27 protein-coding genes are annotated in these 26,372 nt (G+C 66.8%); 13 read left to right on the top strand and 14 right to left on the bottom strand.

The genetic code is table 11. The features are described 5' to 3' along the window. Window positions 1-4 precede the first annotated feature (4 nt). Window positions 5-1,240 carry a flagellar hook protein FlgE gene (locus ACV7JP_RS07110; RefSeq protein WP_457798526.1) on the bottom strand — a complete coding sequence of 412 codons (1,236 nt, stop codon included), beginning with the start codon at window positions 1,238-1,240 and terminating at the stop codon, window positions 5-7. A gap of 148 nt (window positions 1,241-1,388) precedes the next feature. On the opposite strand from ACV7JP_RS07110, the gene ACV7JP_RS07105 reads away from it, so the two are divergent. Then, on the top strand, window positions 1,389-1,814 hold the full coding sequence (locus tag ACV7JP_RS07105; RefSeq protein WP_457798525.1) for a hypothetical protein: 426 nt from the start codon (window positions 1,389-1,391) through the stop codon (window positions 1,812-1,814). A gap of 139 nt (window positions 1,815-1,953) precedes the next feature. Here the strand turns inward: ACV7JP_RS07105 and ACV7JP_RS07100 are convergent, their stop codons facing one another. Then, window positions 1,954-2,304, bottom strand: a complete 351-nt coding sequence (locus tag ACV7JP_RS07100; protein WP_457798524.1) for a hypothetical protein — start codon at window positions 2,302-2,304, stop codon at window positions 1,954-1,956. Window positions 2,305-2,416: 112 nt separating this feature from the next. Next, a complete protein-coding gene (locus ACV7JP_RS07095) occupies window positions 2,417-2,770 on the bottom strand; it encodes a hypothetical protein (protein ID WP_457798523.1) in 354 nt (117 codons plus the stop codon). Between the two features lie 301 nt (window positions 2,771-3,071). On the opposite strand from ACV7JP_RS07095, the gene phaC reads away from it, so the two are divergent. After that, window positions 3,072-5,141, top strand: coding sequence for a class I poly(R)-hydroxyalkanoic acid synthase (gene phaC, locus ACV7JP_RS07090; protein WP_457798522.1), 2,070 nt, complete (start codon window positions 3,072-3,074; stop codon window positions 5,139-5,141). Between the two features lie 3 nt (window positions 5,142-5,144). Here the strand turns inward: phaC and ACV7JP_RS07085 are convergent, their stop codons facing one another. From ACV7JP_RS07085 to ACV7JP_RS07075, 3 genes are all read right to left on the bottom strand, one after another. After that, window positions 5,145-5,315 (bottom strand): hypothetical protein, encoded by a 171-nt coding sequence (locus ACV7JP_RS07085; protein ID WP_457798521.1) that lies wholly within the window; start codon window positions 5,313-5,315, stop codon window positions 5,145-5,147. A 121-nt stretch (window positions 5,316-5,436) separates the two neighbouring features. Next, a complete protein-coding gene (gene cysE / locus ACV7JP_RS07080) occupies window positions 5,437-6,288 on the bottom strand; it encodes a serine O-acetyltransferase (RefSeq protein WP_457798520.1) in 852 nt (283 codons plus the stop codon). Next, the gene (locus ACV7JP_RS07075) at window positions 6,288-6,884 is read right to left on the bottom strand and encodes a LemA family protein (protein WP_457798519.1); all 597 of its coding nucleotides are present in this window, start codon (window positions 6,882-6,884) and stop codon (window positions 6,288-6,290) included. Before ACV7JP_RS07075 ends, cysE begins: the two co-directional genes overlap by 1 nt. A 162-nt stretch (window positions 6,885-7,046) precedes the next feature. On the opposite strand from ACV7JP_RS07075, the gene ACV7JP_RS07070 reads away from it, so the two are divergent. Then, complete coding sequence (locus ACV7JP_RS07070; protein ID WP_457798518.1) at window positions 7,047-7,469, top strand: SufE family protein; 423 nt, start codon at window positions 7,047-7,049, stop codon at window positions 7,467-7,469. A 70-nt stretch (window positions 7,470-7,539) separates the two neighbouring features. Here the strand turns inward: ACV7JP_RS07070 and ACV7JP_RS07065 are convergent, their stop codons facing one another. Next, a complete protein-coding gene (locus ACV7JP_RS07065; RefSeq protein ID WP_457798517.1) occupies window positions 7,540-8,103 on the bottom strand; it encodes a nucleoside deaminase in 564 nt (187 codons plus the stop codon). A gap of 340 nt (window positions 8,104-8,443) precedes the next feature. Between ACV7JP_RS07065 and fabD the strand changes: the two genes are divergently transcribed. After that, a complete protein-coding gene (fabD, locus tag ACV7JP_RS07060) occupies window positions 8,444-9,388 on the top strand; it encodes an ACP S-malonyltransferase (protein ID WP_457798516.1) in 945 nt (314 codons plus the stop codon). 61 nt (window positions 9,389-9,449) lie between these two features. On the opposite strand, the gene ACV7JP_RS07055 is transcribed toward fabD, so the two are convergent. Beyond that, on the bottom strand, window positions 9,450-10,196 hold the full coding sequence (locus tag ACV7JP_RS07055; protein ID WP_457798515.1) for an outer membrane protein: 747 nt from the start codon (window positions 10,194-10,196) through the stop codon (window positions 9,450-9,452). A gap of 469 nt (window positions 10,197-10,665) precedes the next feature. On the opposite strand from ACV7JP_RS07055, the gene fabG reads away from it, so the two are divergent. The 8 genes from fabG to ACV7JP_RS07015 all read left to right on the top strand — a co-directional run bounded on the left by fabG (window position 10,666) and on the right by ACV7JP_RS07015 (window position 19,418). Then, window positions 10,666-11,403: a 3-oxoacyl-[acyl-carrier-protein] reductase gene (gene fabG / locus ACV7JP_RS07050; RefSeq protein ID WP_457798514.1), complete on the top strand. Its 738-nt coding sequence runs from the start codon at window positions 10,666-10,668 to the stop codon at window positions 11,401-11,403. A 310-nt stretch (window positions 11,404-11,713) separates the two neighbouring features. Continuing rightward, window positions 11,714-11,953 (top strand): acyl carrier protein, encoded by a 240-nt coding sequence (locus ACV7JP_RS07045; protein ID WP_016918578.1) that lies wholly within the window; start codon window positions 11,714-11,716, stop codon window positions 11,951-11,953. Between the two features lie 108 nt (window positions 11,954-12,061). Then, window positions 12,062-13,324, top strand: coding sequence for a beta-ketoacyl-ACP synthase II (gene fabF, locus ACV7JP_RS07040; protein ID WP_457798513.1), 1,263 nt, complete (start codon window positions 12,062-12,064; stop codon window positions 13,322-13,324). A 175-nt stretch (window positions 13,325-13,499) separates the two neighbouring features. After that, complete coding sequence (gene mltG / locus ACV7JP_RS07035) at window positions 13,500-15,638, top strand: endolytic transglycosylase MltG (protein ID WP_457798512.1); 2,139 nt, start codon at window positions 13,500-13,502, stop codon at window positions 15,636-15,638. Between the two features lie 32 nt (window positions 15,639-15,670). Beyond that, complete coding sequence (locus ACV7JP_RS07030) at window positions 15,671-16,567, top strand: YicC/YloC family endoribonuclease (protein WP_457798511.1); 897 nt, start codon at window positions 15,671-15,673, stop codon at window positions 16,565-16,567. Between the two features lie 392 nt (window positions 16,568-16,959). After that, a complete protein-coding gene (locus ACV7JP_RS07025) occupies window positions 16,960-18,270 on the top strand; it encodes an IS4 family transposase (protein ID WP_457798510.1) in 1,311 nt (436 codons plus the stop codon). A 106-nt stretch (window positions 18,271-18,376) separates the two neighbouring features. Next, window positions 18,377-19,018 (top strand): guanylate kinase, encoded by a 642-nt coding sequence (gene gmk, locus ACV7JP_RS07020; RefSeq protein ID WP_457798509.1) that lies wholly within the window; start codon window positions 18,377-18,379, stop codon window positions 19,016-19,018. A 31-nt stretch (window positions 19,019-19,049) separates the two neighbouring features. Further along, a complete protein-coding gene (locus ACV7JP_RS07015) occupies window positions 19,050-19,418 on the top strand; it encodes a DUF488 domain-containing protein (protein WP_457798508.1) in 369 nt (122 codons plus the stop codon). Between the two features lie 13 nt (window positions 19,419-19,431). Here ACV7JP_RS07015 and rsmA read toward each other — a convergent pair whose 3' ends face one another. The 6 genes from rsmA to purL form a co-directional block, all read right to left on the bottom strand. Then, window positions 19,432-20,367 (bottom strand): 16S rRNA (adenine(1518)-N(6)/adenine(1519)-N(6))-dimethyltransferase RsmA, encoded by a 936-nt coding sequence (gene rsmA / locus ACV7JP_RS07010; protein WP_457798507.1) that lies wholly within the window; start codon window positions 20,365-20,367, stop codon window positions 19,432-19,434. After that, window positions 20,364-21,359 (bottom strand): 4-hydroxythreonine-4-phosphate dehydrogenase PdxA, encoded by a 996-nt coding sequence (pdxA, locus tag ACV7JP_RS07005; protein WP_457798506.1) that lies wholly within the window; start codon window positions 21,357-21,359, stop codon window positions 20,364-20,366. Before pdxA ends, rsmA begins: the two co-directional genes overlap by 4 nt. Window positions 21,360-21,711: 352 nt before the next feature. Beyond that, on the bottom strand, window positions 21,712-21,954 hold the full coding sequence (locus tag ACV7JP_RS07000) for a hypothetical protein (protein ID WP_457798505.1): 243 nt from the start codon (window positions 21,952-21,954) through the stop codon (window positions 21,712-21,714). A gap of 245 nt (window positions 21,955-22,199) precedes the next feature. Continuing rightward, a complete protein-coding gene (gene grxD, locus ACV7JP_RS06995; protein ID WP_457798504.1) occupies window positions 22,200-22,541 on the bottom strand; it encodes a Grx4 family monothiol glutaredoxin in 342 nt (113 codons plus the stop codon). Between the two features lie 53 nt (window positions 22,542-22,594). Further along, window positions 22,595-22,825, bottom strand: a complete 231-nt coding sequence (locus tag ACV7JP_RS06990; protein ID WP_457798503.1) for a BolA/IbaG family iron-sulfur metabolism protein — start codon at window positions 22,823-22,825, stop codon at window positions 22,595-22,597. 19 nt (window positions 22,826-22,844) lie between these two features. Beyond that, window positions 22,845-25,091: a phosphoribosylformylglycinamidine synthase subunit PurL gene (purL, locus tag ACV7JP_RS06985; protein WP_457798502.1), complete on the bottom strand. Its 2,247-nt coding sequence runs from the start codon at window positions 25,089-25,091 to the stop codon at window positions 22,845-22,847. A gap of 290 nt (window positions 25,092-25,381) precedes the next feature. On the opposite strand from purL, the gene ACV7JP_RS06980 reads away from it, so the two are divergent. After that, the gene (locus ACV7JP_RS06980; RefSeq protein WP_457798501.1) at window positions 25,382-26,254 is read left to right on the top strand and encodes an OmpW/AlkL family protein; all 873 of its coding nucleotides are present in this window, start codon (window positions 25,382-25,384) and stop codon (window positions 26,252-26,254) included. Window positions 26,255-26,372: the final 118 nt, after the last annotated feature.

The following is a 26,372-nucleotide window of genomic DNA, read 5'->3' as shown; positions in this document are numbered from 1 at the left end:
CCGCTTACTTGATGTTGTTGAGGACCTGCAGGATTTCCGAGGCGGCCTGGAAGGATTGCGTATTCGCCGCATAGGAGCGCTGCGCGACGATCATGGTGGAAAGCTCAGTGGCGAGATCGACCGTTGACGCTTCGAGCGTCGCCGAAGCGATCTCGCCGCGGCCGCCGGTCCCGGCGGCGCCGACGAAAATCTGCCCGGACTCGCCATTCGCGGCGTAAACATTGCCGGTGTAGTTGGAGAGCGCGGTGGGCGCGGCGACTTCGGCGATTCCGATGCGATAGGCCGCGGCGAGCTGTCCGTTGTCGAGCTGATAGCTCAGCGCGCCGCTCGGCGAGACTTGCACTTCGCGGATCGCGCCGGCGGCGTTGCCGTTCACGGCGGCGTGATTGACGATGAAGGGCGCGCCGAGCTGCGTCGTGTCGCTCATGTCGAGATTGATCGCCGAACCGCCCGGCGGCGAGAAGCTCAGCGCCGCGCCGCCGAGGATCGAGCCATTCGCCGGCTCGAATGCGAGCGCTTGCGTGGCGAGGGGCGGCGCGGCGTAAGGGAAGCCGCCATTGGTCGCGCCCGTCGAGTCATAGATCGTCATTTCCCAGGCGTTGGCGCCGGTCTTCGCATAATAGACGTCGAGCACGACGGGCTTGCCGAGATTGTCATAGACGGTCAGCGAGGATTTCGCGGAGAAGGTCGCCGTCGCGGCGTTGGTCGAGGGGAGATTGGCGGCCGGCACGCTCGTCGCGGCGGAGGGGAGGTTGGCGGCGAGCGTTCCTTCCGTCGTCGGATTGGCGTAGAGGCGGTCGTTGCGCACGCGCACCACTTCCATATTGGCAAGCGCATCCGTCTGCGCGCCGCTCGGAAATCCCATCAGATAATAGCCAGCGGCGTTGACGAGGCGTCCCTGCGAGTCGGGCGTAAAGGAGCCGGCGCGGGTGAGGAAGGTTGCGCCGGCGCCGTCGGACACGACGAAAAAGCCGTTGCCGCGGATGGCGAGGTCCGTCGCATTGCCGGTATGGGTCAGGGCGCCCTGGCCGGCGACGTCGTAGCGGCTGCGCGTATAGACGCCGCCGCCAAATTGATCCGCGCCCTGAAATCCGTTGAGCACGGTCAGGAAATGCGTGGTGGCGCGCTTATAGCCGACAGTGCTCGAATTGGCGATGTTCTCGGAGATATTGGCGAGCGCGTCCGCCTGCGCGGACATGCCCATGATGGAAGTATTGAACAAACCGAACGTGCTGCTCATGGCGCCGATCCGCGTGAAAAGGTCCCGATGCGATTTAAGACGCGAGGCCTTGTCCGAAGCTGGCGCCGCAGTTTCCCTCGACATTGCGTCCGCCAGGCGCGCGCGCTTAAGGAATCCTCGCCTGTTTCGCATTGGAAAGAAGGGCGCGATGATTGAAGGAGTCCTCTTGGAGGCGAGGCGTCTGCAAGGCGGCCAGTCGGCGCTCGCGCGCTGGCGGGCGCGGCGCGCGGGCGCTCTCGTGTTTCAGCGGCTTGCGGAAAAGGACGCCGATCGGCGCCGCGCGCCGCGTCGGGTCGCGCGTCTCAAATGGGGCAAGGCGCTCGACGGCGACGACCGCTTCCTGTGCGACTGCCTCATCGCGGATCGCGCGGAAGCCGGCGCGCGCTTGAAGCTTGCGCGCAATATCGCGCTGCCGGCTTCCTTCCAGCTCTTCGACGAGGAAAGCGGCGCGATCTATGCCGGCCGGGTCGTCTGGCGGCGCGGCGTCGAGATCGGCTGCCGCCTGTCGCCCGCGGCGACGCCCGGCAAGGCGCGGGCGGCGCGGCGCATGAAGAGCCGCTATTACGCGCTGTAGCGGGAGCGCGCGACGGAAAGCGGGAGCCGGCGACGGGGCGGTCCAGGGGAGAGAGCGCGGCTCTGGATCGCTTCGCTTCGCGCGCAATGACGGCCTTGCGGCCGGCTTTTCGCAAGACGCGCGCCCAGCCGCAGAGCGATCAGGCTTCGCCTCCGACAAAATATTTCGTCCGTCTCTCTTCCGCCCAGCGCGTGGCGCTTCCCGCGCTCGCGGCGAAGGCGCCGGGGTCGAAGGCCGCGCGCCGGTCGTCGGCGGCGCGCGCGAGGAGCGTCGCGGCGATCGAGAGCAGCACGGTGGAAGAGGCCTTCACGAAAGTCGCGTCGTCGGCGCCTGCGTCGCGCGACTCCTTGCGGATGCGCGCGACGAGGCCGCGTATCTCATAGTCGAGCGTTTCGAGGTCCTGACGCAGCGGCGTTTGGAGCTGCTGGCATTCTTCGATCGTCATCGCCGTCAATGCGGCGCCGCGCGCCAGGACTCTCAAGACACTCATGAACGACCCTCTCGATTAGGCTGTCGCCGCAAAGCCTGTGCGCGACGTCTAAACAAAGAATTTCAAAAGCGGCGCGCCCGCGGCGTCCGGCAAGCCTGGCGCAAAGCCCCGCTCAGCCCTCGCGCGCGACGCATCCGGCGCGCTGAAGCTGCGCGGCGAGCGCCAGCGTCTCGCCCTTCAGCCGCGCGAGCTCGGCCTCGCGATTTTCCTCGAAGATCGTCGCCATCGGCGTCGGAACGCCAAAGATGCGCGTGCGATCCTCCGCATGTCGATGGTCCTGCAGGAGTTCGGAAAAAACGAGCGTCCGCATCGCCTTCGCATGCATCGCGGAGAGCTGCCGGCATGTCGCCGTCTCGAAGGCCGAGGGCGGGATCGGCGCGGGCGCGACTTCGCCATGGCGCTTCGCGCAAGCCGAAAGCCCGCAAATCGCCGAAAAGGCCAAAGCCGCTCTCTTGCGTCGTCGCATGCTTGTCTCCGCCCCCGCCGACGCGGGTCGGCTTTTTCTTCTTGGCGGAGAAGGCTGGCGCGAGGCCTTCGGGCTCGGCGCCGCGACATAATGGCCGCGCCACGGCGCTTTCCGATCCCTATCCGTTTGTAATATACGGGGGTTATGTTCGCCGTCGCCGATGGCGGCGAAAGGGCCGCGCTTGTGGCGCTTTTTTTGCCGGCGCAACGTCGATAGACGAGGACAGGCCGGCCCTATACGGCGATACTGCGCAAATCGACTCGGCCGCGCCCGCATGGCCGGGAAAGAGACAGGATAGAGCATGACGATCGGTCGCGACGAAGAGCCTGCGGTCAAACGGCGGAAGGCGCCGGCGGCGACCGAGGCGGTTTCGGAGCGCACGGGCAGGGTCAAGCCGGGAGACAAGGACAAATCCGCGAAGAAGGGCGGCAGGAAGGCCAAGGCGAAGGAGCCGGTCAAGATCCTCGCCGTCGATCCTTCGGACGCCGGGCCGGTCGTTGCGGAGCCGCGGCGGACGGATGCCCCCGAAGCGGCGGCGCAACGGAAAGAGCCGGCCGCCGCCCAGGCCTCAAGCGCGAATCCGCCGCTGCCTACGCCGTTGGCGGGCGTCGACATCGAGATGATGGCCGAGAATATGGCGCAGCTCGTCGACCAGGGGCGGAAGGCCCTGGCGGCGGCGATCGGCAGCGTCGACGCGAGCGGGCCGCGCAGCGAGCTTGCGGCCAATGTCGCCGACGCCACCAAGACGCTCGGGACGGTCGCGGAATACTGGTTCGCCAAGCCCGAGCGCGCCGCTCTCGCGCAAGCGGAGCTCTATGGGGGCCTGAGCGAAATCTGGCGGCAAACCCTGCGACGCTATACGGGCGAGAACGTTCCGCCGATCGTGGCGTCCGATCCGGGCGACAAGCGATTCGCCTCGCCGGAATGGGAGCAAAATCCCTTCTTCGATTGGTTGCGCCAATCCTATCTCTACGCGGCGAGATGGGCCGGCGAGATGGTCGACAAGGCCGAGGGGCTCGACGCGCATACGCGCGCCAAGGCGCAATTCTATACGCGCCTGATCTCGAGCGCCGTGTCGCCGTCCAATTTCATCGCCACCAATCCCGAGCTGCTGCGCGCGACGATCGAGAACAAGGGCGAAAATCTCATTCGCGGGCTCAAGATGTTCGCCGAGGATCTCAGCGCCGGCGGCGGCATGCTCAAGATCCGCCAGACCGACGACAGCAAGTTCCGGCTCGGAGTCGACCTCGCCAATACGCCCGGCAAGGTCGTCTGGCGCAACGACGTGATGGAGCTCATTCAATATACGCCGACGACGGAAGAGGTCTATGCGCGGCCGCTTCTCCTCACGCCGCCCTGGATCAACAAATTCTACGTGCTCGATCTCAACAAGGAGAAGAGCTTCGTGCGCTGGGCGGTGGCGCAGGGCTTCACCGTCTTCATCATCTCCTGGGTCAATCCCGATGAGAGCAAGGCCGAGAAGGGATTCGAGGCCTATATGCATGAGGGCATTCTCACGGCGCTCGACGTGATTGAGAAAGCCACCGGCGAGCGCAAGGTGACGGCGGCGGGCTATTGCGTCGGCGGCACGCTTCTCGCGCTGACGCTCGCCTATATGGCGGCGACGGGCGACGACCGCATCGAGAGCGTCACCTTTTTCGCGACGCAGGTGGATTTCAGCGAGGCGGGCGATCTGCAGATCCTCATCGACGAGGAGCGGATGGCGGCGCTCGACGAGGCCATGTCCAAGACCGGCTATCTCGAAGGCGTGAAGATGGCGAACGCCTTCAACATGCTGCGCCCCAACGAGCTGATCTGGACCTATGTCGTCAATAATTACATGAAGGGCGTCGAGCCTGCCGCCTTCGATCTCCTGTATTGGAATTCGGACTCGACGCGCATTCCGCGCGCCAACCACTCCTTCTACATGAGGAGCTGCTATCTCGAGAACCGCATCACGCGCGGCGAGATGGTGATGAGCGGCGTGCCGATCAATTTGCGTCTCGTGAAGGTTCCCGTCTATTCGATCGCCACGAAGGAGGATCACATCGCGCCGGCGCGCTCGGTTTTCCGGGGCGACAAATTCTTTGGCGGCGACGTGACCTATGTGCTCGGCGGCTCCGGACATATCGCCGGCGTCATCAATCCGCCGGCCAAGGGCAAATATAGCTATATGACCGGCGGGCCGGTGAAGGGGACCTTCGAGGAGTGGGTCGCGAAAGCCGAAGAGCACAAGGGCTCCTGGTGGCCGCATTGGCTGGAATGGGTCACGGCCCAGGCGCCGCGGAAGGTTCCGGCGCGCGAGCCCGGCGGCGGCCGGCTGAAGCCGCTCTGCGACGCGCCGGGCGAATATGTGCGGGTGAAGGGTTAGCGCTCAGGACGCGTGGCCGCGCGCGAGATAGGCGATCCGCGCGGCCATGCGCTCGATCTCGAGCGGATCATACTCGGTCGGCAGATCCTCGGGCGGGACGTCGGATTCGCTTGCGCGCGTCTCCATGCCGTCGCCGCCGAAATAATAGCGCGCGCCGGTGGGCGTGAAGGTCACGACCCATTCGGCGCCCTCCCGCTCGACACGGAAATCGTCGATCTTGAGCGTGTTCGTAGCCGCTGCTTCGTGGGTTGGCGCGGCGGCAGATAGGGTCCGGGGCGCGCTTCGGCAAGGCGCGTCAGATGACGTAATCGAATGAGTCATAGGCCAGCCCGCGCAGGATCTGGTCCATGTCGCGCGCGGGCTGGGATTTCGGCTCGACGCCGACGACCTTGGCCGGCACGCCCGCCACCACGGAATGTTCCGGCACGGCGTGCAGCACCACCGAGCCGGCGGCGATGCGCGAATAGGCCCCGATCTCGATATTGCCGAGAATCTTCGTTCCCGCGCCGATCATCACCCCCCGCCTCACCTTCGGATGCCGGTCGCCGGCGACCTTGCCGGTGCCCCCGAGCGTCACGCCATGGAGGATCGAGACGTCATCCTCGATCACGGCCGTCTCGCCAACCACGAATCCGGTCGCGTGATCGAGGAAGATTCCCTTGCCGAAGCGCGCGGCCGGATGGATGTCCGCGGCGAGCGCGTCCGAGGTGCGGCTCTGGATGTAATAGGCGAAGTCGCGCTTGCCCTTTCGCCACAGCGCATGGGCGAGCCGCGAGGCCTGGATGGCGTGATAGCCCTTGAAATAGAGCAGCGGCTCCATCAGCCGCCGGCAGGCGGGATCGCGCTCGACATAGGCCGCGGCGTCCGCGCGGAAAGCCTCGCCGATCGCCGGCTCGCTCGCGAGCGCTTCGAGAAAGGCGTCGGCGATCGAGGCCGCGTCCATGGCCGAGGCGCCGAGCCGGCCGCTGACGCGATGGATCACCGCTTCCTCGAGACTGCGGCGATTCAGCAATTCCCCGATGAAGAGGGGCGACAGCGTCGGATCGAGGCGGAGCGCGTCCGCCGCCTCCTGTCGCATATGCGCCCACATGGCGTTGCTTTGGGCGCAAAGCGCGCAAAGCTCTTCCTGCGGACGCTCGGCCGCCATCAGAACTTCACCTGCGGCGCCTGCTGGGCGGATTCGCTGGCGGTGAATTCGGCCATGGGCTTCGTCCCCGAGAAGAAGGTCTTCGCCCAAAGGAGCGTCGGGAAGGTGCGCAGCGCGGTGTTGAACTCGCGAACCGCGTCGATGTAGTCGCGCCGCGCGACATTGATGCGGTTCTCGGTGCCCTCGAGCTGCGACTGGAGCGCGAGGAAATTCTGGTTGGATTTGAGGTCGGGATAGGCCTCGCTCACCACCATCAGCCGCCCGAGCGCGCCGGTGAGCTGCGCCTGCGCGTCCTGAAACTGCTTCATCTTCTCCGGGTCGGTGACGGTGGACGCGTCGACCTTCACCGAGGTCGCCTTGGCGCGGGCCTCGACGACCGAGGTGAGCACGTCCTTTTCCTGCTTGGCGTAGCCCTGCACGGTGGCGACGAGATTGGGAATGAGGTCGGCGCGGCGCTGGTACTGGGATTGCACGTCCCCCCATTTGGCCTTGGCGTTTTCCTCGAGCGTCGGAATGGCGTTGTAGCCGCAGCCCGAAAGCGACAAGGCGGCGGCGATCGCGACGGCGAGGGCGCGCCAGCGGGACATGAGGCTCATATGAATCACTCCATGGAAGCGGGCGCGGCCGTCGCCCCGGCTCGTATCGGGCCCCGTTGAACTTAAGCGCTCGCCGGGGACATGGAAAGGGCGCGCCGGGCTCAGATAATTCGCCGCCTTGCCGGCCGTTTGGGGTAGAATGTTCGAGAGAAGGGGAAAGCGATGGCCATCGACGAAATCATCGGCAATTTCGAGCTCTTGGACGAGTGGGAGGACCGCTATCGCTATCTGATCGAGCTCGGCCGCACGCTGGAGCCGCTCCCGAAGGAAGCCTATACGGAGGACAACAAGGTGCGCGGCTGCGCGAGCCAGGTGTGGCTGGAGACGACGCCCGGGCAGGACGCCTCGGGCGCGCCGGTGCTCGGCTTCCGCGGCGACAGCGACGCCCATATCGTGCGCGGCCTCGTCGCGCTGGTGCTGGCGCTCTATTCGGGCCGCCGCGCGCGGGAGATCGTGGAGACGGACGCCCAGCCGCTCTTCAGGCAGCTTGGCCTCGCCGAGCATCTGACGCCCCAGCGCGCCAACGGGCTGCGGTCCATGGTGGAGCGGATCAAGAAGGAGGCGAAGATCGCGCTGGCGGAGTGACGCTTTGCGTTCCATAGCTATGGGACGCTTTGGGCGCGCGCCGATGACGGCCGCGCGCGGGAAGGACGCCCTATTCAGATTTAAACAACGCCAGCGCCTCCGCCGCCAGCACGCCGCCCGTAATGTCGATCGTCTCGAAAGGCGCGGCCTCGGCAAGCGACTTGCTCGGCGTCATGATCTGGCCGATGCGCCTTGAGAGTTGCCGGATGGACGCCGCATAGACCAGCCGCCCGAATCCCGCCCACAGGATCGCGCCCATGCACATGGGGCAGGGCTCGCCGGTCGTATAGAGCGCCGCGCCTTTCATCTCGGCGGCGGGGCGCGACGCGCAGAAATTGCGGATCGCGACCATCTCGCCATGGGCGGTCGGGTCGTTGGTCCTGATCCCCATATTGCGTCCGGTCGCCGCCGCCTTGCCGTCCCGCACGATGACGGCGCCGAAAGGGAAGTCGCCTTTCGCGGCTTCCGCGAGGGCGAGGCGCATATAGCCTTCGTCCTCGGCGCGCGGGCGCGAGAGGACCGCCCTGGCCAATGCCGGGCTTGCGGCGGCGACGCCGACGCTCGTCAATCCGGCGAGGACCGCGCGCCGGCCGAGCGGCCGCCCGCAGCCGCAACCGCAAAACATGTCCTTCATCGTAGCCCTCTCCCGCCGCCCGGTCATCGCGAGAGGCCTTGCCGGCGAGGCGATCCAGCGCCGCAAGAGCCGCTTCTGGATCGCTTCGCCTTCGGCCGGCGACGACGGGCGGCCTATGCGAAGCTTGACACGGCGCGCCCGCCAATGCCACTCGCGGCGCCACGGGAGCGGTCGGCAGGCTGGGCCTCTCATGCCGAGGAGCCCGCGCAGAGGGCGCCTCGAAGCGCGAGGGCGGGCGATTGACGGTTTCCTCGTCCTTCGAGACGGCCCTTTCGAGCCTCCTCAGGATGAGGAAGCCGTTCGTGCGCCGCTCCGGCTCGGGCAACAAGGCGGATTTACAATGTCGAAAGCTTTCATTTTCCCCGGACAGGGCTCGCAGGCGGTGGGCATGGGCAAGGCGCTCGCCGAGAGCTTCGCGCCGGCGCGCGCGCTCTTCGAAGAGGTCGATTCGGCGCTCTCCCAGCCGCTTTCCCGGCTCATGTTCGAGGGGCCGGAGAATGAGCTGACGCTGACCGCCAACGCCCAGCCGGCGCTGATGGCGGTCTCTCTCGCCGCGATCCGCGTTCTGGAGGCCGAATGCGGGCTCGATCTCGCGAGGGACGCCGCCTTTGTGGCCGGGCATTCGCTCGGCGAATATTCGGCGCTCGCCGCCGCGGGGGCGCTCTCCGTCGCCGATACGGCGAAGCTGCTCCGCATTCGCGGCGACGCCATGCAGAAGGCCGTGCCGGTCGGCGAGGGCGCCATGGCGGCGCTGCTCGGCGCCGAGCTCGACCAGGCGAAGGAGATCGCCGGAGAAGCGGCGGCGGCGCTTTCCGCCTGCTGCCAGGTCGCGAACGACAATGGCGGCGGACAGGTGGTGATCTCCGGCGCCAAGGCGGCGGTCGAAAAAGCGATGGAGATCGCCAGGGAGAAGGGAATCAAGCGCGCCGTTCCGCTGCCCGTCTCCGCGCCCTTCCATTGCGCGCTGATGCAGCCGGCCGCCGACGCCATGGCGGCCGCCCTCGCGACCGCCGCCATCTCGGCGCCGAAAGTTCCGGTCGTCGCCAATGTCACCGCCGCGCCGGTCGCGGACCCGGAATCGATCCGCAAGCTCCTCGTCAAGCAGGTGACGGGCGCCGTGCGCTGGCGCGAATGCGTGGCCTATATCGCCGGGCAGGGCGTCGACAAATTCGTCGAATGCGGCTCGGGCAAGGTGCTCGCCGGCCTGCTGAAGCGCATCGCGCCCGGCGCCGCCGGGATTTCCATCGGCGCCCCGGCCGATCTCGACGCCTATCGCGCTTTCTGATTCCTCACATGAAAAAAGCCCGGCCTTTCGGCCGGGCTTCTCAGGATCGGCGCAGGACCGATCAGTAGGAGGCGAGGACCGGAGCGGGCGAGCCGAAATTGAAGTGATAGTTCACGCCCGCGCGAACCGTGTGGAAGCGCGTGCGGTTGTTCACATTGTTGAGGCCCCAGCCCGGGTTGAACGCCCAGTTCTGGTTGTTGCCCGAGACTTCCGTGTAGAGATACTCGACCTTGGCCGACCAGTTCGGCAGGAACATCCACTCGGCGCCGCCGCCGGCCGTCCAGCCGGTCTGAACGGCGCTGTTCTGGTTCCACCAGAAATTGCGCTGCACGTCGGCATAGGCGAAGCCGCCGGTGCCGTAGATCAGCAGGGTCGGCATGCCGGGGAAGGTGAGGCCGGCGCGGCCGCGAACCGTGCCGAACCAGTTGATGCGGGCGGTGGAGCCGCCCCAGCCGCCCCAGGCCACGGCCCAGGCGTTGTTCGCGCCGCCGCCGCCAATGCTCGTGCCCTGGAAGTCGGTCTCGACGCCGACCACGAGCCAGGGCGAGAACTGGTAGTTGTAGCCGATCTGGCCGCCCCCGACGACGCCGCCGGAATTGCCGTTATTGCCCCATAAGACATTGGAGGAGGACCGGTCCTGCCAGCCGCCGCCAATATTGAGACCGCCATAGAAGCCGGTCCAGGTCAGAACCGGCGGCGGGGGGATGTAAGCGGGCGGCGGAGCCTTCCGGGACGGGAGATCCGCGGCCTGCGCCGCGCCGGCCGCGAGGGCCGCCGCGAGAGCGATCGCCGATAGAGTGGTCTTCATAGCGTAACCCTTTGCTCAAGTCAGAACGAATGACCCGCATCTGCCCGACTCGGCGGGCGTGACGCGATGCGGACCCCAAGCCAAGGGACTCTGTTCAAAGACCGGTTTCGAAAGCAACCAACGCCAGGCTAAATTCGGGCGCCCTGGGGTTGAAACTTCGGCTGTGTTGTACTTGCGCCACGGCAAGAACGTCATACTTAAACAACGTGTTAGCCATATTTCTTACAGATTTGTTAGGAACCTCCGGTTGTGGCGCCATGAGAGTCGCGCATTTCGCCGGCCACGGCTGGAGCCCGGCGCGCTTGGCGCGCGCGATCGAATCCATAAGTTTCGGGCCGCGTCCCGCGAATGGCGGGCTTCCACATTTTCGCAGCGCGCCTCGGGCCTCGCAATTTCCCCAATTCCGGTTAAAGGGAGGCGCGATAAGGGGCAGCCGCATGCCGCGGCGTGCGGATAAGGGAGGACGGGAATGTTCGATTTGTCTGGCAGGACGGCGCTGGTGACCGGCGCGAGCGGGGGCATCGGCAAGGATATCGCCCGCGCGCTTGTCGATGCGGGGGCGACCGTGGCGCTGTCCGGCACGCGCAAGGAGGCGCTCGAGGCGCTCGCCGCCGAAATTGGCGGAACGACCCATGTCCTGCCCTGCAATCTCGCCGACCGCGCCGACGCCGACAAGCTCGTCCCGGCGGCCGAGGCGGCGATGGGGAGCGTCGACATTCTCGTGAACAACGCCGGCGTCACGCGCGACATGCTTTTCATGCGCCTGAAGGACGAGGATTGGGACACGGTCATGGAAATCAACCTGACCGCGGCCTTCCGCCTTTCCCGCGCCGTGCTGCGCGGCATGATGAAGAAGCGCTTCGGCCGCATCGTCGGCGTCACCTCCGTCGTCGGCGTCACCGGCAATCCGGGGCAGGGCAATTACGCGGCTGCGAAGGCCGGCATGATCGGCATGTCGAAATCGCTCGCCGCCGAGGTCGCCTCGCGCGGCGTGACGGTGAACTGCATCGCGCCGGGCTTCATCGAAAGCCCGATGACCGACGAGCTGAACGACGCGCAAAAGCAGGCGATCCTCGCGCGCGTGCCGGCCGGCCGGCTGGGCGCGGGCGCGGACGTCGCCGCCGCCGTCGTCTATCTGGCCAGCGCCGAAGCCGGCTATGTGACCGGCCAGACGCTGCATGTGAACGGGGGCATGGCGATGATCTGACGAAAGGCCGGCGCCGGCGCGGACCGCGGCGTTTCGCCGGCGCGCGGGCGGCTCCCGCAAGGGCCGTTTTCCGGGCGCGGGACGGCTTCGGCCCTCTCGCCAAGGAAAACGAAGTGTGTTACCAGACCGACGCCGCGAGAGGGGCGGCGCCGCCGTATTTCCGTAAGACAGAGGCTCGAGCGCAGTTTCGTCGCGCCGCCTTCGGAACGCGGCCGGCGCTCAAGAAATCTTTTGGAGGACACGGCGAGCGGGCGAAGCCCCGCATCGCCGAATCGGTGCGAGCGCACCACAGCAACAGGGACTAAATCACATGAGCGATGTCGCCGAGCGCGTGAAGAAGATCGTTGTCGAACACCTCGGCGTCGAGCCCGAAAAGGTTGTCGACAAGGCCAATTTCATCGACGATCTGGGCGCCGACTCGCTCGACACGGTCGAGCTGGTCATGGCTTTCGAGGAAGAGTTCGGCGTCGAGATCCCGGACGACGCGGCCGAGACCATCCTGACCGTCGGCGACGCGGTGAAATTCCTCGAAAAGGCCAAGGCCGCCTGAGCTAGGGCCCAAGGACGCGCCCGCTTCCGGCGCGCGTCGATCCATGCCGCCCGGCGAGGCTTCGACGGGCGGCTCGCGTTCCAGGCATAGGAAATCCGAGAGTAAGCCATGCGCAGGGTGGTCGTCACCGGCCTGGGCGTCGTTTCGCCTTTGGGCTGCGGCGTCGAAACGAATTGGCGGCGTCTCGTCGCCGGCGAGCACGGCTTCCGCCGCATCGACACTTTCGAAACGGCCGATCTCGCCTGCCAGATCGCGGCCGTGGTGCCGCGCGGCGACGGCTCCGACGGCTCCTTCAATCCGGACGACTGGTTCGATCCGAAGGAGCAGCGCAAGGTCGACGACTTCATCGTCTATGGCGTCGCCGCCGCGACCCAGGCGCTGGCCGACGCCGGCTGGAAGGCCGACACGCCCGAGAAGCAGGAGACGACCGGCGTTCTCATCGGTTCCGGCATTGGCGGCCTGGGCGGCATCTACGAGACGTCGATCACGCTGAAGGAAAAAGGCCCGCGCCGCGTCTCGCCCTTCTTCGTCTCCGGCCGCATCATCAATCTCGTCGCCGGCTATGTGTCGATCCTGCACAGCCTCAAGGGACCGAATCACGCAGTGGTGACGGCCTGCGCCACCGGCACCCATGCGGTGGGCGACGCCGCGCGCATCATCGCCATGGGCGACGCCGACGTCATGGTCGCGGGCGGCGCCGAATCGCCGGTGAATCGCATCGGCGTCGCGGGCTTCGCCGCCTGCCGCGCCCTCTCGACCGGCTTCAACGACCGCCCCGCCGAGGCCTCCCGCCCCTATGACAAGGATCGCGACGGCTTCGTGCTCGGCGAAGGCGCCGGCTGCCTGGTGCTCGAGGAATATGAGCACGCCAAGGCCCGCGGCGCGAAGATCTACGCCGAGCTCATCGGCTATGGCATGTCGGGCGACGCCTTCCACATCACGGCGCCGACTCCCGACGGCGACGGCGCCTATCGCTGCATGAAGGCCGCGCTGAAGCGCTCGGGCCTGCCGGTGAGCGAGATCGACTATGTCAACGCCCATGGCACGTCGACCCCGCTCGGGGACGAGATCGAGCTGAAGGCGGTGGAGCGGCTCATCGGCAATGTCGAGCCGAGGCTCACAATGTCCTCGACGAAATCGGCGATCGGCCATCTGCTCGGCGGCGCCGGCGCGGTCGAGGCGGTCTACACGATCCTCGCCATGACCCACAACGCCGCGCCGCCGACCCGCAATCTCGACCATCCTTCCGTCGAGACGGCGATCGACCTCGCGCCCAAGGCCGCGCGGGCGCGCGAGATCAACGTCGCGCTGTCGAACTCCTTCGGATTCGGCGGCACCAACGCCTCGCTGCTCTTCCGTAAGCTCGCTTAAGTTTAAGCTCGGGCTGGATTTTTCAGGGGATGAACCGGGCGGTCCGTATCGCCCGGTTCATCCGTCTGTTAACCATGTTCGCCCGTTCCTGAATTCGCCACAATGACCAATAGTGTAAGCAGTTGGCGACAAGTCCCTTCGGGCGCTTGGTTCGGGGTCGATCTGGATTGGCGTGATGACGATTATGTCCGACGAGACGGGTGATAAGGGCGCAACGCCGGGCGAGGAGCCCGCCGCCGCGAAAACGGCCGCCGCGCCGGAATCCCCCCTCCCCGAATCGAGCAAGAGCGAATCGCGCGCCGAATCGCCCGAGGCGGAAGCCGCCGCGCCCGAGGCGCCAAAATCCGAGCCCGGCCCAGATGAACCGGCGAAGCCGGAGCCCGAGAAGCCGGCGGAGGCCAAGGCCTCCGAGCCGGTCGCGGCGCGCGCGCCGGAAATCGTCGTCGAGCCCAAGCCTCTCGAAAGCGAGCCGGAGCCGACCGTCGGCTCCTCCATTTTCCGCCGCAGGGCCGCGCTGCAGACCGGCAAGCAGACCCTGCAGCCCGAGGCGCCGCCCGCGCCGCCGCCGAAGAAGAGGAAGCGCCGCGAAGGCACGCTCTCGGCGCTGAGCGGCTTTCTGAGCTTCCTGCTCGTCGCGCTGGTCGCCGGCGTCTTCGGCGTCATCGCGACCCTGCACAAGCTCAAGGAGCCCGGCCCGCTCGGCGCCGACAAGATCGTCTATCTCCCGCCGCGCAGCGACGTGCCGGAAATGCTCTCGCAGCTCGAGCGCGAGGGCGTGATCGACAGCCCCGGCCTGATGAATTTCGCGCTGCTGGTCGAGGGCGCGCGCGGCAAGCTCAAGCCGGGCGAATATCTCTTCAAGAAAAAGGCCAGCCTGCGCGAGGTCATTGACGAGCTCGTCGCCGGCAAGCAGCTCATGCACAGCCTCACCATTCCGGAAGGCCTGACGAGCGAGCAGATCGCCCAGCGCCTGCGCGAATCGGACCTTCTCGCCGGCGATATTCTGGAGGCGCCGAAGGAAGGCGCGCTGCTGCCGGAAACCTATAAATTTCCGCGCGGCTTCCCGCGCGCCAAGCTCATCTCCAAAATGCAGGACGACCAGCGCAAGCTCGTCGAACAGATCTGGGCGAAGCGCGCCAAGGACCTGCCTTTGCGCTCGCCCTGGGATCTCGTGACGCTCGCCTCCATCGTCGAGAAGGAGACGGGGAAGCCCGAGGAGCGCCCGCGCGTCGCCGCCGTCTTCATGAACCGCCTCCGCAAGGGCATGCGCCTCCAGTCGGATCCGACCATCGTCTACGGACTCGTCGGCGGCAAGGCGACGCTGGGCCACGGCATCATGCGCTCGGAGATCGAGAAATGGACGCCCTACAACACCTACGCCATTGACGGCCTGCCCCCGGGACCGATCGCCAATCCGGGCAAGGCGGCGCTGGAGGCGACGGCCAATCCGGCCAATACGCGCGACCTCTATTTCGTCGCCGACGGCGCGGGCGGGCACGTCTTCGCCGAATCGCTCGACCAGCATTCGCGCAATGTCCAGAACTGGCGAAAGATGGAGCAGGATCGCAAGGCCGCGCCGGGAGCCGATCAATCCGTTCCCGCCGCCGTCCCGCCGGCAATTCCCAAGAGCGACAGGCGCACAGAGACGCCGATCGGCCGCCTCGTGACGCTTGGCGGCCATGACGATTATCCGGTCGGCCGGGCCATGGCGGCGGATGAAGGGGCGAGCCACCGGCTCGGCAAATTCTCGCCGGCCGGCGCCGCATTTTTCCTCGGCGGCCATGAAGACCCGACCGCCGAGGCCGCGCCCCATGCGGCGCCTTTGCGCGTGGCGCGGCCCTATTTCACGGAGGACGCGGCCCAGCCGAAATCCCGCGCGCGCTTCGACGCCGAGCTCTTCGCTTCCGGCGGGCCGGCCCCCGGCCTGGATGGCGAGGAGGGCGCGATCGGCCCCGACATGATGGCGCGCGAAAGCGCCGACGGCAAAGCCCTGCCGGACGACATGGCGGACATCGCCGCCTATCCCGTCTCCCCCGCCCGACGCGCCGAGCAGAAGGCGCGCGCGGCGCGCCTCGGCCTCTCCGCGGGTTCGGACGAGCTGCCGACCGAGGCCCTCGGCGCGAGGGTCGCCCCCGAAGAGGCGGCGGCGCCCGTTACGGGCGAGACGCCCGTCGCGCTTGCCCCCACCGCTGCGCAGCGCATCCGTCCCCGCGCCTTCGACGCTTCCGAGGGCACCGCGCTCGATCCGCTGCGCAACAGGAGCTGGGACCTCACCTCCGCCAAGACCGTTCCGCCGACGGCGAACCTGCGCTAAATCCGGGCGAGCCCTCGCGCCCTGGAGACCTCATGACCGATTCGACCGTCGCCAGCATGACCGGCTTCGCGCGTGCGCGCGGAAGCTTTGGGCCGTGGAGCTACGCCTGGGAGCTGAAAAGCGTCAACGCCAAGGGGCTCGACCTGCGGCTGCGCGTCCCGCCCGGTTTCGACGCCGTGGAGATCAAGGCGCGCGCCGCCGTCGCCGCCCGACTCGCGCGGGGCTCCGTCTTCGCCAATCTCGCCGCCAGGCGCGCCGAAGCCGAAGGCGCCGCGCGGGTCAACCGCGCCGCGCTCGACCGTCTGCTCGCCGCGCTTGACGACGTGCCGCTCCATGCGAGCCTGCGCCCCGCCTCGCTCGACGGCCTGCTCGCGATAAGGGGCGTAGTCGAGGTCGTGGAGCCGGAGGATGACGAGGCCCAGCGCGCGGCGCTGGAGCAGGGCGTTCTCGCCACGCTGGAGTCGGCGCTCGACGATCTGCTCGCCTCGCGGCGCGCGGAGGGCGCGGCGCTCGCCGCCGTGCTGCGGGAGCGGCTGACGAAAATCGGCGCGCTCGCCGGACAGGCCGACGCGGCGCCGGGCCGCCAGCCCGAGGCCGTGCGCCAGCGGCTCGCCCAGCAGATTGCCCGGCTCCTGGAGTCCGCCGAGACGCTCGATCCCGCGCGGCTGCATCAGGAGGCCGTGCTTCTCGCCGTCAAGGCCGATATTCGAGAGGAGCTCGACCGGCTCAAGACCCATGTCGCAAGCGCCCGGAATCTGCTCGCCGACGGCGGCCCGATCGGCCGCCGGCTCGATTTCCTGGCGCAAGAATTTTCGCGCGAGACAAACACGCTCTGCGCGAAATCCAATGACGGCGAGCTGACGGCGATCGGCCTCGAGCTCAAGATCGAGGTCGAGCAGTTGCGCGAACAGGTGCAAAACATCGAGTAACGCAACGCTTGAAGCGTAGACATTCGCGTCACGTAAAGTTTAATTGCGACTTGAAGCTAAGCCAATGATCGCTTTTATCAATGATCTATAGTTTTTGTCGACGTCCTGTAAGAGAACGCCATGACTACCGCGCTAAGGGTGAATAACAATCTCGGCGATTGGCCGAAAAATACCTCCCCTTTACGGGGAGGTCGGCGGTCGAAGACCGCCGGATGGGGTTCGCACCGCCACTATATTGGTGGGCATTACCCCACCCGGCCCTGCTTTGCAGGGCCACCCTCCCCGTAAAGGGCTACCGCATTCACACATCTTGGTTGCATGTGGCCTGGGCGTCTGATTCCATTTGAAGGAATCGGAGGGACGGACGATGGACGGACGGACGCTGGGTCGCTTTGGCGACGCGCGACTGGAAAAAGGGGGCCTTTCTGCTTTCCCGGCTGGTGGCGGAGGGCGGCGGGGGCATACGCATTCGTCGGCTCGGCGGCGACCGGGCCGGTGAGATTAAGATCACGCGCTTTCTTCGCAATCGGGCGGTGACCGGCGCGGAGATGTTCGCCACGGCGGCCGCGCGCGCGTCGGCGCGTTGCGCCGGGCGCGCGGTCCTGGCGATACAGGACACGACGGTCGTCAAGTCCGAGGGCGGCGGCGGGCTCTATCTGCATCCGACCCTCGTCGTCGACGCCGAGGACGGTTCGATCGTGGGTCTGGCGCACGCGCAGTTCCTTGAACGCGCGACGGGACGCAAGGCGGATCGGCGTCAGCGGCCGATCGAGGACAAGGAAAGCCGGCGCTGGCTGGAGGGCGCGGCGGCGGCGGCGAAAGTTTGCGCTTTGGCGCGCGAGGTCACGGTCGTGGCCGATCGCGAGAGCGATATTTATTCCGCCTTCGCGCGGCGCCCGCCGGGAGTTCACCTCCTCGTGCGCGCCGCGCAGGACCGCGCGCTGGAGGATGGCGAGCGGCTGTTTGCGCGCCTGGATGCGCTGGAGGAGGCCGGGCGGGCGACGCTGTCGCTTCCGGCGAGGCCCGGACGGCCGGCGCGCGAAGCGACACTGGCCGTCCGGCATGGGCGCTTTGATCTCGCGCGGCCCCGGAACGGCGCGGCCCAGAACGACCCCTCGACGATCGCGGTCCATCTCGTCGACGTGCGCGAGATCGACCCGCCCCCAGGCGAAAACGTCCATTGGCGTCTGATCACGACGCGCCCCGTCGACCGCCTCGCGCAAGCGCTCGAGGTCGTCGATCTGTATCGACGCCGTTGGGCGATCGAGCAGTTGTTCCGCACGATGAAGACCGGCGGCTTCGACATCGAGGCCGTGCGGATGGAAGACGACGCGCCGCGCCAGACCCTGGCGGCCGCGACGTTGATCGCGGCCGTGACGATCCAACAACTCGTCCACGCCCGGGACGGCGGCGATCCGCAACGTCTGCGCCCGCTCCTCGACGCCTTCGAGCCCAAGGACCAACCGCTGCTGGAAGCCTATTGCGCCACCCTCGAAGGCAAGACGCAGCGTCAGAAGAACCCACATCCGCGAGGGTCCCTGGCCTATGCGTCCTGGGTGCTCGCCCGCCTCGGCGGCTGGACCGGCTATTACGGAAAACCCGGCCCCGTCGTCATGCTCGCCGGATGGCTCAAATTCCAGCACGGAAAATACGCCATCGCCGTCACCCAACCAACGCCGCCGCTAACCAACACAGATGTGTGAATCTGCTAGCCGTAAAGGGGAGGGATTTGCTCACGCCCAGCATTCACCCGAAAGCGGCGGCCCGATTGCCTATTGCCGATTGCCTCTTCTCGTGACATTCGTCGCCATGGACCTCTCCCTTCCGCTGCGCCGCGGCGTCGTTCTCATCCTTTCCTCGCCCTCCGGCGCCGGCAAGACTACGCTGACGCGGATGCTGCTGCAGGACCGCGATCTCGATCTCACTCTATCGATCTCGGTCACGACCCGCGCGCGCCGGTCGAGCGAGGTGGACGGCATCCATTATCGCTTCATCGATGAGCGCCAATTCGCCGCGATGCGCGACTCCGGCGATCTTCTGGAATGGGCCGAGGTTCACGGCAATTTCTACGGCACGCCGCGCGGTCCGGTGGAGGCGATCCTGGCGCAGGGGCGGGACTGCCTCTTCGACATCGACTATCAGGGCACCCGCCAGGTGCGCGAGAAGATGGGGGCCGACGCGGTCACGGTCTTCATCCTGCCGCCCTCGATGAAGGAGCTGCGCGCGCGGCTCGAGCGCCGCGCCGAGGATTCGCGCGAGGTCATCGAGCGCCGGCTGGAGAACGCCCGCAAGGAGATCGCCCGCTGGAAGGATTATGACTATGTCATCGTCAATGACGACCTCCAGCGCTCCTTCGACGATCTGATCGCGATCCTGCGCGCCGAGCGCCGCCGCCGGGCGAGGCGCGAGCGGGAGATCGAAGGCTTCGTTGAGCGGCTTCTGAGCGAGTAGAAAGGCGACGAGCGCGCGCTATGTCGCGTTCATGCCCGCCTTCTCCCTCAAGCGCGTTTACGACCCCGCCGAGGAAAGCGACGGAACGCGCGTGCTCGTCGATCGGCTTTGGCCGCGCGGGCTGAGCAAGGACAAAGCCGCCATAGATCATTGGGCCAAGGACGTCGCGCCGAGCGACGAATTGCGGCGCTGGTTCGCTCATGCGCCGGAGCGCTGGGAGGAATTTCAGACGCGCTACCGCGACGAGCTCGAAAGCCCGGAAGCGCAGGAAGAGATCGCGGCGCTGCGCGCAATGGGCCGCAAAGGGCGCGTCACGCTCCTTTACGCCGCCAAGGACGAGGCGATGAATAACGCGGTCGTCCTGCGGGACTATTTGCGCAAATCCGCGCGGCGCGGATGATTGCGGGAGCTTGTCAGTTGTCGCGGAGCGCGCGGAAGGCGCGCGCCAGGGAGACGAAGCCCGAGACATCCACCTCCTCCGCCCGCTTGGTCTCCTCGATTCCCGCCCGCGCCAGCAGCGCGCCCGCATCGACGCCGAGACTCTTGAGGCTCTGGCGCAGCATCTTGCGGCGCTGGCCGAAGGCGGCCTGCGCCACTTGCGAGAGCGCGCGCGGATCGCATGGAAGCGGCGCCGATTTCGGGACGAGCTCCACGACCGAGGAGACGACCTTAGGGGGCGGCGTGAAGGCCGCGGGCGACACGTCGAAGAGGATGCGCGCTTTCGTGCGCCAGCCGCAGAGCACCGCGAGGCGGCCGTAATCGGCGCGCTGCGCCGGCGTCGCGACGATGCGCAGCGCCACCTCCTTCTGGAACATCAGCACATAACGGTCGAAAAGCGACGGCCAGGGCTCCGCCTCGATCCAGCGCGTCAGCAGCGCGGTCGCGACATTATAGGGGAGATTGGCGCAGATGCGGGCGCGGGGCGGCTCGCCGTCATCGCGAACGGCGCGAAGCGATCCAGCGCCATCATCGGGTCCCTGGATTGCTTCGCCTCCGGCTCGCAATGACGGATGTTGGCGCACGAGTTCCGCGACGTCGATCTCCAGCGCGTCGCCTTCGACGATAGTCAGGCGCCCGGGATAATGGACGGCAATTTCGGCGAGCGCTGGCAGGCAGCGCCGGTCGCGCTCGATGGCGATCACGCTCGCGCCCTGCGCCAGCAAAGCGCGGGTGAGGCCGCCGGGGCCGGGACCGACCTCCACGATGACGGTATGATCGAAAGGCCCGGCGGCGCGGGCGATGCGGCTCGTGAGATTGAGGTCGAAAAGGAAGTTCTGGCCGAGCGTCTTTTTCGCGTCGAGGCCGTGGCGCGCGACGACCTCGCGCAAGGGCGGCAAATCGTCGATCACGCCGTCATCCGCCCCGCGAGCTTGATCGCTTCGATAAGGCTCGTGGCGTTGGCGACGCCCTTGCCGGCAATGTCGAAGGCGGTTCCGTGATCAGGCGACGTGCGCACGAAGGGCAGGCCCAGCGTGACATTGACGCCGCGGTCGAAGGCGAGCGTCTTGATGGGAATGAGCGCCTGGTCATGCGTCGGGCAAAGCGCGGCGTCGTAATTTTTCCGCGCGGCGGCGTGAAACATCGTGTCGGCCGGAAATGGCCCGCGCGCGTCGACGCCCCTGGCGCGCAATTCCTCGATCGCGGGAATGATCGTGTCGATCTCCTCGCGCCCCAGCGCGCCGCCTTCGCCCGCATGCGGGTTGAGGCCCGAGAAGGCCAGCCTCGGATCGGCGACGCCGAAGCGTGCGCGCAGATCGCGCGCGACGATTTCGCCCGTCTCGACGATCAGCTCCCTGGTCAGACGCTTCGGCGCCTCGGCGAGCGGAATGTGGATGGTGATCGGAACGACGGCGAGCTCCTCGGCCCAGATCATCATCGCCGGGCGGCAATCCACGCCGTAATGGCGGCGCGCCAGCTCTCCCAGAAACTCGGTGTGTCCCGGATGCGAGAAACCGGCGGCGTAGAGAACGGATTTCGCGATCGGATTGGTCACCACGGCGCGCGCCGCGCCTTTCATGACCCAGTCGACCGCGCGCTCGATGGAGCGGAGGGTCGCGGCGGCGTCCGCGGGGTCCGGCCGGCCGGCCTCGCCTCGAACCGCATGGCCGAGGGGGACCACGGGGAGGGCGCGCGCAAAGACGTTGGCGGCCTCGGCCGGCGTCGTCTCCTCAATGTCGACGTCGAGGGAAAGCGCCCGCGCGACGCTTGCGAGCTGCGCCGGATCCGCAAGGACGAAGAAGGCCGGCAGCGCGGCGGCTTCGCGCGCGAGAAACGCCTTGAGCGTCAGTTCCGGCCCGACGCCCGACGGATCGCCCTGGGTCAGTGCGAGAGAAAGGGTCATTGCGCGCCCGCCCTGGCGCGGCGGGCTCTGCGTCGCAGCGGCTTGGAAGTCATGCCGCGACAGTTGCGCAGGAGCGCGGAGAAATCAAATGCCGTCGGAAAGGTCGGGATAGATAGAGAAAGACTATGTATATTATACGTACACACATGACCTTTTGCTGGGTCCAGACAGGCCTTTGTCGGGCGCGGCGCGCGCACGGCGTTGCATCGCACAATAAAATAATTTCCGAGCCGAGGGTCAAATGCTCGGGGCGGCCTCCTCACGACGCCGAAAAAAGCAGAGCCCCGGCGGTCGCCGGGGCTCGCTTCGCCAGTTTTCGAATCGCTCCGACTTCGCAGTCGATCATTCCCAATCAGCGGGCGCCCTCGAGAATGATATTGCCCGAGGGGTCGTGCGGGCGGCCGTCATAAACATAGGGCGACTGATGGCGCGTCACGTCGCGCGGCGAGGCGCTCAGCGCTTCGTCGCGCTGATGCCGCTGCGTCGATTGGCTCCACGCCTCGCCGAAATCGAAGAATCTGTCATAGGCGAAAGCCGGAGCCGAAGAGAATGCGACGCCCAGCGCCGCGGCGGCGAAGACGAATTTCAGGGACATGATCTTTCTCCATCTCCAGAGCGCCCCGCCAGGGCCCGCGAATTCCCGGGCCCCCGGCGTCTCTGTAAGGGGGAGTCTCATTCATTCCGCTGTCATAAAAAAGTGTAGGATGCTTCGCCCCGCGTGGATCCATGTGCGGTTGCAGCATTCTGCAAGGCGCGGTGGAGGACCGATCGAAAAAACAAATGCGCGCCGCTCGGGAAGAACGGCGCGCATCATGATCCGCGTGAGAAGAGGGGCTGGCCTTACGCCTTGCCGGCCTGGGCGTGCGGCACGCCTTCCTTGTCGAAAAGCGCGGTCAGCTCGCCCGACTGGAACATTTCGCGCGTGATGTCGCAGCCGCCGATGAATTCGTTCTTCACATAAAGCTGCGGGATGGTCGGCCAGTTGGAGAAAGCCTTGATTCCCTCGCGAATCTCGCCGTCGGCAAGCACGTTGATCGCCTTGTAGGGCACGCCGAGATGGTTGAGGATCTGCACGACCTGCATGGAGAATCCGCATTGCGGCGCCTGCGGCGTGCCCTTCATGAAGAGGACGACGTCGGAGGATGCGATCTCGCTCTGGATGCGGCTGTTGATGTCGGACATTTGCTTTCCTTTCGCGACGGCGTTCAAGGCGCCGCCTTTCAGCGTCTATGGTTCTAAGGCGCGCGGGTCGTCAAAGCCAGCGCGTGGAGATCGCCGCCCAGCCGCGCGCCGAAAGCGGCGTTCACCAGCTGATGCTGCCTCACGCGGGTGAGGCCGCGAAACTGTTCGGAGACGACGGTCGCCGCCCAATGATCGTCATCGTCGGCGAGCGCGGTCAGCTCGACGACCGCGTCGGGTAGGGCTTCCTTGATGATCCGCTCGATTTCCGCGGCGGGCATGGGCATTTGCTTCGTCCTCTTTGCGTCATGCATTGTCCGAAAAGACACGGTCGTCCCCGGCCATGAAGGCCGGAAGCGGCGTTTCATGCGCTTCGCGCAGGTCGGACAGCAATATCGGCGCCTCGCCGGGGAGGTTCAAGGAATCGCCGCCCGTCGCGCCGAGCGTGAAGAGCGGAACGCCCGCCTTTGCGGCCGCGGCGCCGATCGCCGCCGCCTGCTCGGGCGTCGCCGCCGTGACGAGATAGCGGGCCTGGTCTTCGCCGAACAGGAAGGCGGACGGCGCCAGGCCGGGCGGCGCAGGGGACATGACGGCCCCGACGCCCGAAGCCAGCGCCATCTCGGCGAGGGCTACGGCAAGGCCGCCATCGGCGACGTCATGCGCGGCGGTCACGCTTGCCGAGAGGACAAGCTCGCGCACGAATTCGCCGTTCTTGCGCTCGGCCGCGAGGTCGACCGGGGGCGGCGCGCCTTCCCTGCGCCCGCATATGTCGGCGAGATAGGCCGATTGGCCGAGCCAGCCTTTCGTTTCGCCGATAAGAAGAATGATCTGGCCGCCCCCCGCGAAGCCCGTGGGCGCCGACTTCGCCACATCCGCGATCACGCCGACCCCGCCGATCGCCGGGGTCGGCAGAATGCCCGCCCCCTGCGTCTCGTTGTAGAGCGAGACATTGCCGGAGACGATCGGGAAATCGAGCGCCGCCGCCGCCTCGCCGATCCCCTGCAGGCAGCCGACGAACTGGCCCATATATTCGGGCCGTTCGGGATTGCCGAAATTCAGATTGTCGGTGAGCGCCAGGGGGGTCGCGCCGCGCACGGTGATGTTGCGCCAGGCTTCCGCCACCGCCTGCTTGCCGCCCTCGACGGGATCGGCCGCGCAATAGCGCGCCGTCACGTCGGTCGTGAGCGCAAGGCCCTTTGGCCCGTCCTTGACGCGAATCACCGCCGCGTCGCCGCCCGGCTGGCGCACGCTGTTGCCGAGAATGAGATGGTCGTACTGCTCCCAGACCCAGCGCTTAGCGCAGAGATTGGGCGTCGAAAGCAGCCTCAGAAGGGCGTCGCGGTTCGACATGGGCGGCGTCACCGACGCCGGGTCGATCACGGGCTGTTTCGGCGTCTCGACCCAGGGCCGGTCATAGACCGGGGCCTCGTCGCCGAGCTCCTTGATCGGAAGATCCGCCTTCACCTCGCCCTTGTGCTTCACGACGAAGCGCAGCGTATCGGTCGTCTTGCCGACGATCGCGAAATCGAGCCCCCATTTGTGGAAGATGCCCTCGGCCTGCGCTTCGAGCTCGGGCTTCAGCACCATGAGCATGCGCTCCTGGCTCTCGGAAAGCATCATCTCATAGGCCGTCATGCCCTCCTCGCGGCAGGGCACGGCGTCGAGGTCGAGCTCGACGCCGAGATTGCCCTTGGCGCCCATCTCGACGGCCGAGGAGGTGAGGCCGGCCGCGCCCATGTCCTGAATGGCGATGACGGCGCCGGACGCCATGAGCTCGAGACAGGCTTCGAGCAGCAGCTTTTCGGAGAAGGGATCGCCGACTTGAACGGTCGGCCGCTTCTCTTCGGCGTCCGCCTCGAAAGCGGCCGAGGCCATGGTCGCGCCATGGATGCCGTCGCGGCCGGTCTTGGAGCCGAGATAGACGATCGGGTTCCCGACGCCGGCCGCCGCCGAATAGAAGATCGAATCGGCGCGGGCGAGACCCACCGCCATGGCGTTCACGAGAATATTGCCGTCATAGCTCGGATCGAACTCCGTCGAGCCGCCGACGGTCGGCACGCCGAAGGAATTGCCGTAGCCGCCGACGCCCGAGACGACGCCGGAGACGAGATGGCGCGTCTTTGGATGCGACGGCCGGCCGAAGCGCAGCAGATTGAGGCAGGCGATCGGCCGAGCGCCCATGGTGAAGACGTCCCGCAAAATGCCGCCGACCCCCGTCGCCGCGCCCTGATAGGGCTCGATAAAGGACGGATGGTTGTGGCTCTCCATCTTGAAGACGCAGGCGTCGCCGTCGCCGATGTCGATGACCCCGGCGTTCTCGCCGGGCCCGCGAATCACCCAGGGCGCCTTGGTCGGCAGCTTGCGCAAGTGGATGCGCGAGGATTTGTAGGAGCAATGCTCGTTCCACATCGCCGAGAAGACGCCGAGTTCGGTGAAGGTGGGCGTGCGGCCGACGAGCTTCAGGATCCGCTCATATTCGTCGGGCTTGAGCCCGTGCGCGCCGGCGAGCTCGGCGTCGACCTTGGGTTCGGCGGGAATGGGGCTGGCGGTCAAGATGTCGCACCTTGCGGCAGGCGACGGCGCTTTTTTGGGCGCCGCGGCGGCGCGGAATGCGCCGGAATTTCTTGGGAGTCACGTCGTTTGGCGTCTTCTCGATTAGCGCCCGCCGTGCTGCAAGGCAACAGCGCCGACATGTTGCGCAAGTGACACAATGGGAAAGAATGAACCATCCACAGATGATTTATTGATGTTTATCAAATACCAGCGACCAAAAACGAGGCAACTTCACTGCGACTCGGCGCGTCGGCGTCGACCGTCGAAGAGAGATTTCTGAGGGGGTTCCGATGAGGGATTTTGTTCGCGGCGCTTTCGCCGCTTTCGCGCTGGGGACCGCTGCGGTCTCCGCTCAAGCGGCCGATCTGCCGAGCCTCAAGGCTCCGCCGCCGCCGCCGCCGGTGATCGAGCCTTTCCATCCCTTCCAGGTTCGCCTGAAGCTCGCGGGCGTGGTTCCGACCGACGGTTCGGCGACGATCTTCGATCGCGGCACCGGCACCTGGCTCGGCAACCAGACCGTCCTGCAGGCCGTCGGCTACAGCCTCGGCGCGGGCAGCGTCTTCGCCGGAGCCAGCACGAATATTTCTTCCTCGATCATCCCGACGGTCGATCTCACCTACTTCCTCACGAAGAACTGGGCGATCGAGGCGATCTGCTGCGTCAGCCCCCATCACGTGACCGGCGTCGGCCCGATCCAGGGCGCGAGCGTCATCAAGACCTGGGTGTTCCCGCCGTCCCTGCTGCTGCAATATCACTTCACGAATTTCGGCGCCTTCCAGCCCTATCTCGGCGTCGGCGTGAACTTCACCGCCTATTGGGGCACCCGCGCGGGCAACCAGACCTTCCCGTTCTTCCTGCCGAACTTCCCGGCGGTCCCGAGCTTCACGACAGCCACCGCCGCCTCGATCACCCCGTCCTGGGGCGTCGTCGGCCAGGCCGGCGCGGATTATATGTTCAACGACCGCTGGGGCGTGAACGTCGACGTCAAATACATCATGATGGAGCCGAACGCTCACGTTTGGGCCGTCAACACCGGCACGCCGTTCGGCCCGCTGGCCGTTCCGCTGAACCTCGCCGTGAAGGTCAACCCGATCGTCGTGTCGGCCGGTCTGACCTATCGCTTCGGCGCGGATTGGGGCGTTCCGAAGATCCTGCCCTTCTAATCCACTGGGATTGGGACAAAAGAAACCGGCCCTCGCGGGCCGGTTTTTTTATGCCTTATACTGCTTCCAGCTATTCATTCGCCGTCATTGCGAGGAGAGTTGGCGACGAAGCAATCCA

Source organism: Methylocystis sp. S23, from assembly GCF_054106005.1.
Note: the sequence above shows the minus strand (reverse complement) of the source record. Positions and strands in the feature narration are given on the sequence as shown.

What these genes read in the sequence shown, in the direction of transcription:
- ACV7JP_RS07095 (WP_457798523.1), bottom strand. Translation starts at nt 2,770, where the DNA reads ATGCGACGACGCAAGAGAGCGGCTTTGGCCTTTTCGGCGATTTGCGGG.
- ACV7JP_RS07055 (WP_457798515.1), bottom strand. Translation starts at nt 10,196, where the DNA reads ATGAAGACCACTCTATCGGCGATCGCTCTCGCGGCGGCCCTCGCGGCC.
- cysE (WP_457798520.1), bottom strand. Translation starts at nt 6,288, where the DNA reads ATGGCGGCCGAGCGTCCGCAGGAAGAGCTTTGCGCGCTTTGCGCCCAA.
- fabG (WP_457798514.1), top strand. Translation starts at nt 10,666, where the DNA reads ATGTTCGATTTGTCTGGCAGGACGGCGCTGGTGACCGGCGCGAGCGGG.
- fabD (WP_457798516.1), top strand. Translation starts at nt 8,444, where the DNA reads ATGTCGAAAGCTTTCATTTTCCCCGGACAGGGCTCGCAGGCGGTGGGC.
- gmk (WP_457798509.1), top strand. Translation starts at nt 18,377, where the DNA reads ATGGACCTCTCCCTTCCGCTGCGCCGCGGCGTCGTTCTCATCCTTTCC.
- ACV7JP_RS07100 (WP_457798524.1), bottom strand. Translation starts at nt 2,304, where the DNA reads ATGAGTGTCTTGAGAGTCCTGGCGCGCGGCGCCGCATTGACGGCGATG.
- phaC (WP_457798522.1), top strand. Translation starts at nt 3,072, where the DNA reads ATGACGATCGGTCGCGACGAAGAGCCTGCGGTCAAACGGCGGAAGGCG.
- ACV7JP_RS07105 (WP_457798525.1), top strand. Translation starts at nt 1,389, where the DNA reads ATGATTGAAGGAGTCCTCTTGGAGGCGAGGCGTCTGCAAGGCGGCCAG.
- ACV7JP_RS06990 (WP_457798503.1), bottom strand. Translation starts at nt 22,825, where the DNA reads ATGCCCATGCCCGCCGCGGAAATCGAGCGGATCATCAAGGAAGCCCTA.
- ACV7JP_RS07000 (WP_457798505.1), bottom strand. Translation starts at nt 21,954, where the DNA reads ATGTCCCTGAAATTCGTCTTCGCCGCCGCGGCGCTGGGCGTCGCATTC.
- ACV7JP_RS07015 (WP_457798508.1), top strand. Translation starts at nt 19,050, where the DNA reads ATGCCCGCCTTCTCCCTCAAGCGCGTTTACGACCCCGCCGAGGAAAGC.
- ACV7JP_RS06980 (WP_457798501.1), top strand. Translation starts at nt 25,382, where the DNA reads ATGAGGGATTTTGTTCGCGGCGCTTTCGCCGCTTTCGCGCTGGGGACC.
- ACV7JP_RS07045 (WP_016918578.1), top strand. Translation starts at nt 11,714, where the DNA reads ATGAGCGATGTCGCCGAGCGCGTGAAGAAGATCGTTGTCGAACACCTC.
- ACV7JP_RS07110 (WP_457798526.1), bottom strand. Translation starts at nt 1,240, where the DNA reads ATGAGCAGCACGTTCGGTTTGTTCAATACTTCCATCATGGGCATGTCC.
- grxD (WP_457798504.1), bottom strand. Translation starts at nt 22,541, where the DNA reads ATGTCCGACATCAACAGCCGCATCCAGAGCGAGATCGCATCCTCCGAC.
- pdxA (WP_457798506.1), bottom strand. Translation starts at nt 21,359, where the DNA reads ATGACCCTTTCTCTCGCACTGACCCAGGGCGATCCGTCGGGCGTCGGG.
- ACV7JP_RS07075 (WP_457798519.1), bottom strand. Translation starts at nt 6,884, where the DNA reads ATGAGCCTCATGTCCCGCTGGCGCGCCCTCGCCGTCGCGATCGCCGCC.
- ACV7JP_RS07065 (WP_457798517.1), bottom strand. Translation starts at nt 8,103, where the DNA reads ATGAAGGACATGTTTTGCGGTTGCGGCTGCGGGCGGCCGCTCGGCCGG.
- mltG (WP_457798512.1), top strand. Translation starts at nt 13,500, where the DNA reads ATGACGATTATGTCCGACGAGACGGGTGATAAGGGCGCAACGCCGGGC.
- fabF (WP_457798513.1), top strand. Translation starts at nt 12,062, where the DNA reads ATGCGCAGGGTGGTCGTCACCGGCCTGGGCGTCGTTTCGCCTTTGGGC.
- ACV7JP_RS07030 (WP_457798511.1), top strand. Translation starts at nt 15,671, where the DNA reads ATGACCGATTCGACCGTCGCCAGCATGACCGGCTTCGCGCGTGCGCGC.
- ACV7JP_RS07070 (WP_457798518.1), top strand. Translation starts at nt 7,047, where the DNA reads ATGGCCATCGACGAAATCATCGGCAATTTCGAGCTCTTGGACGAGTGG.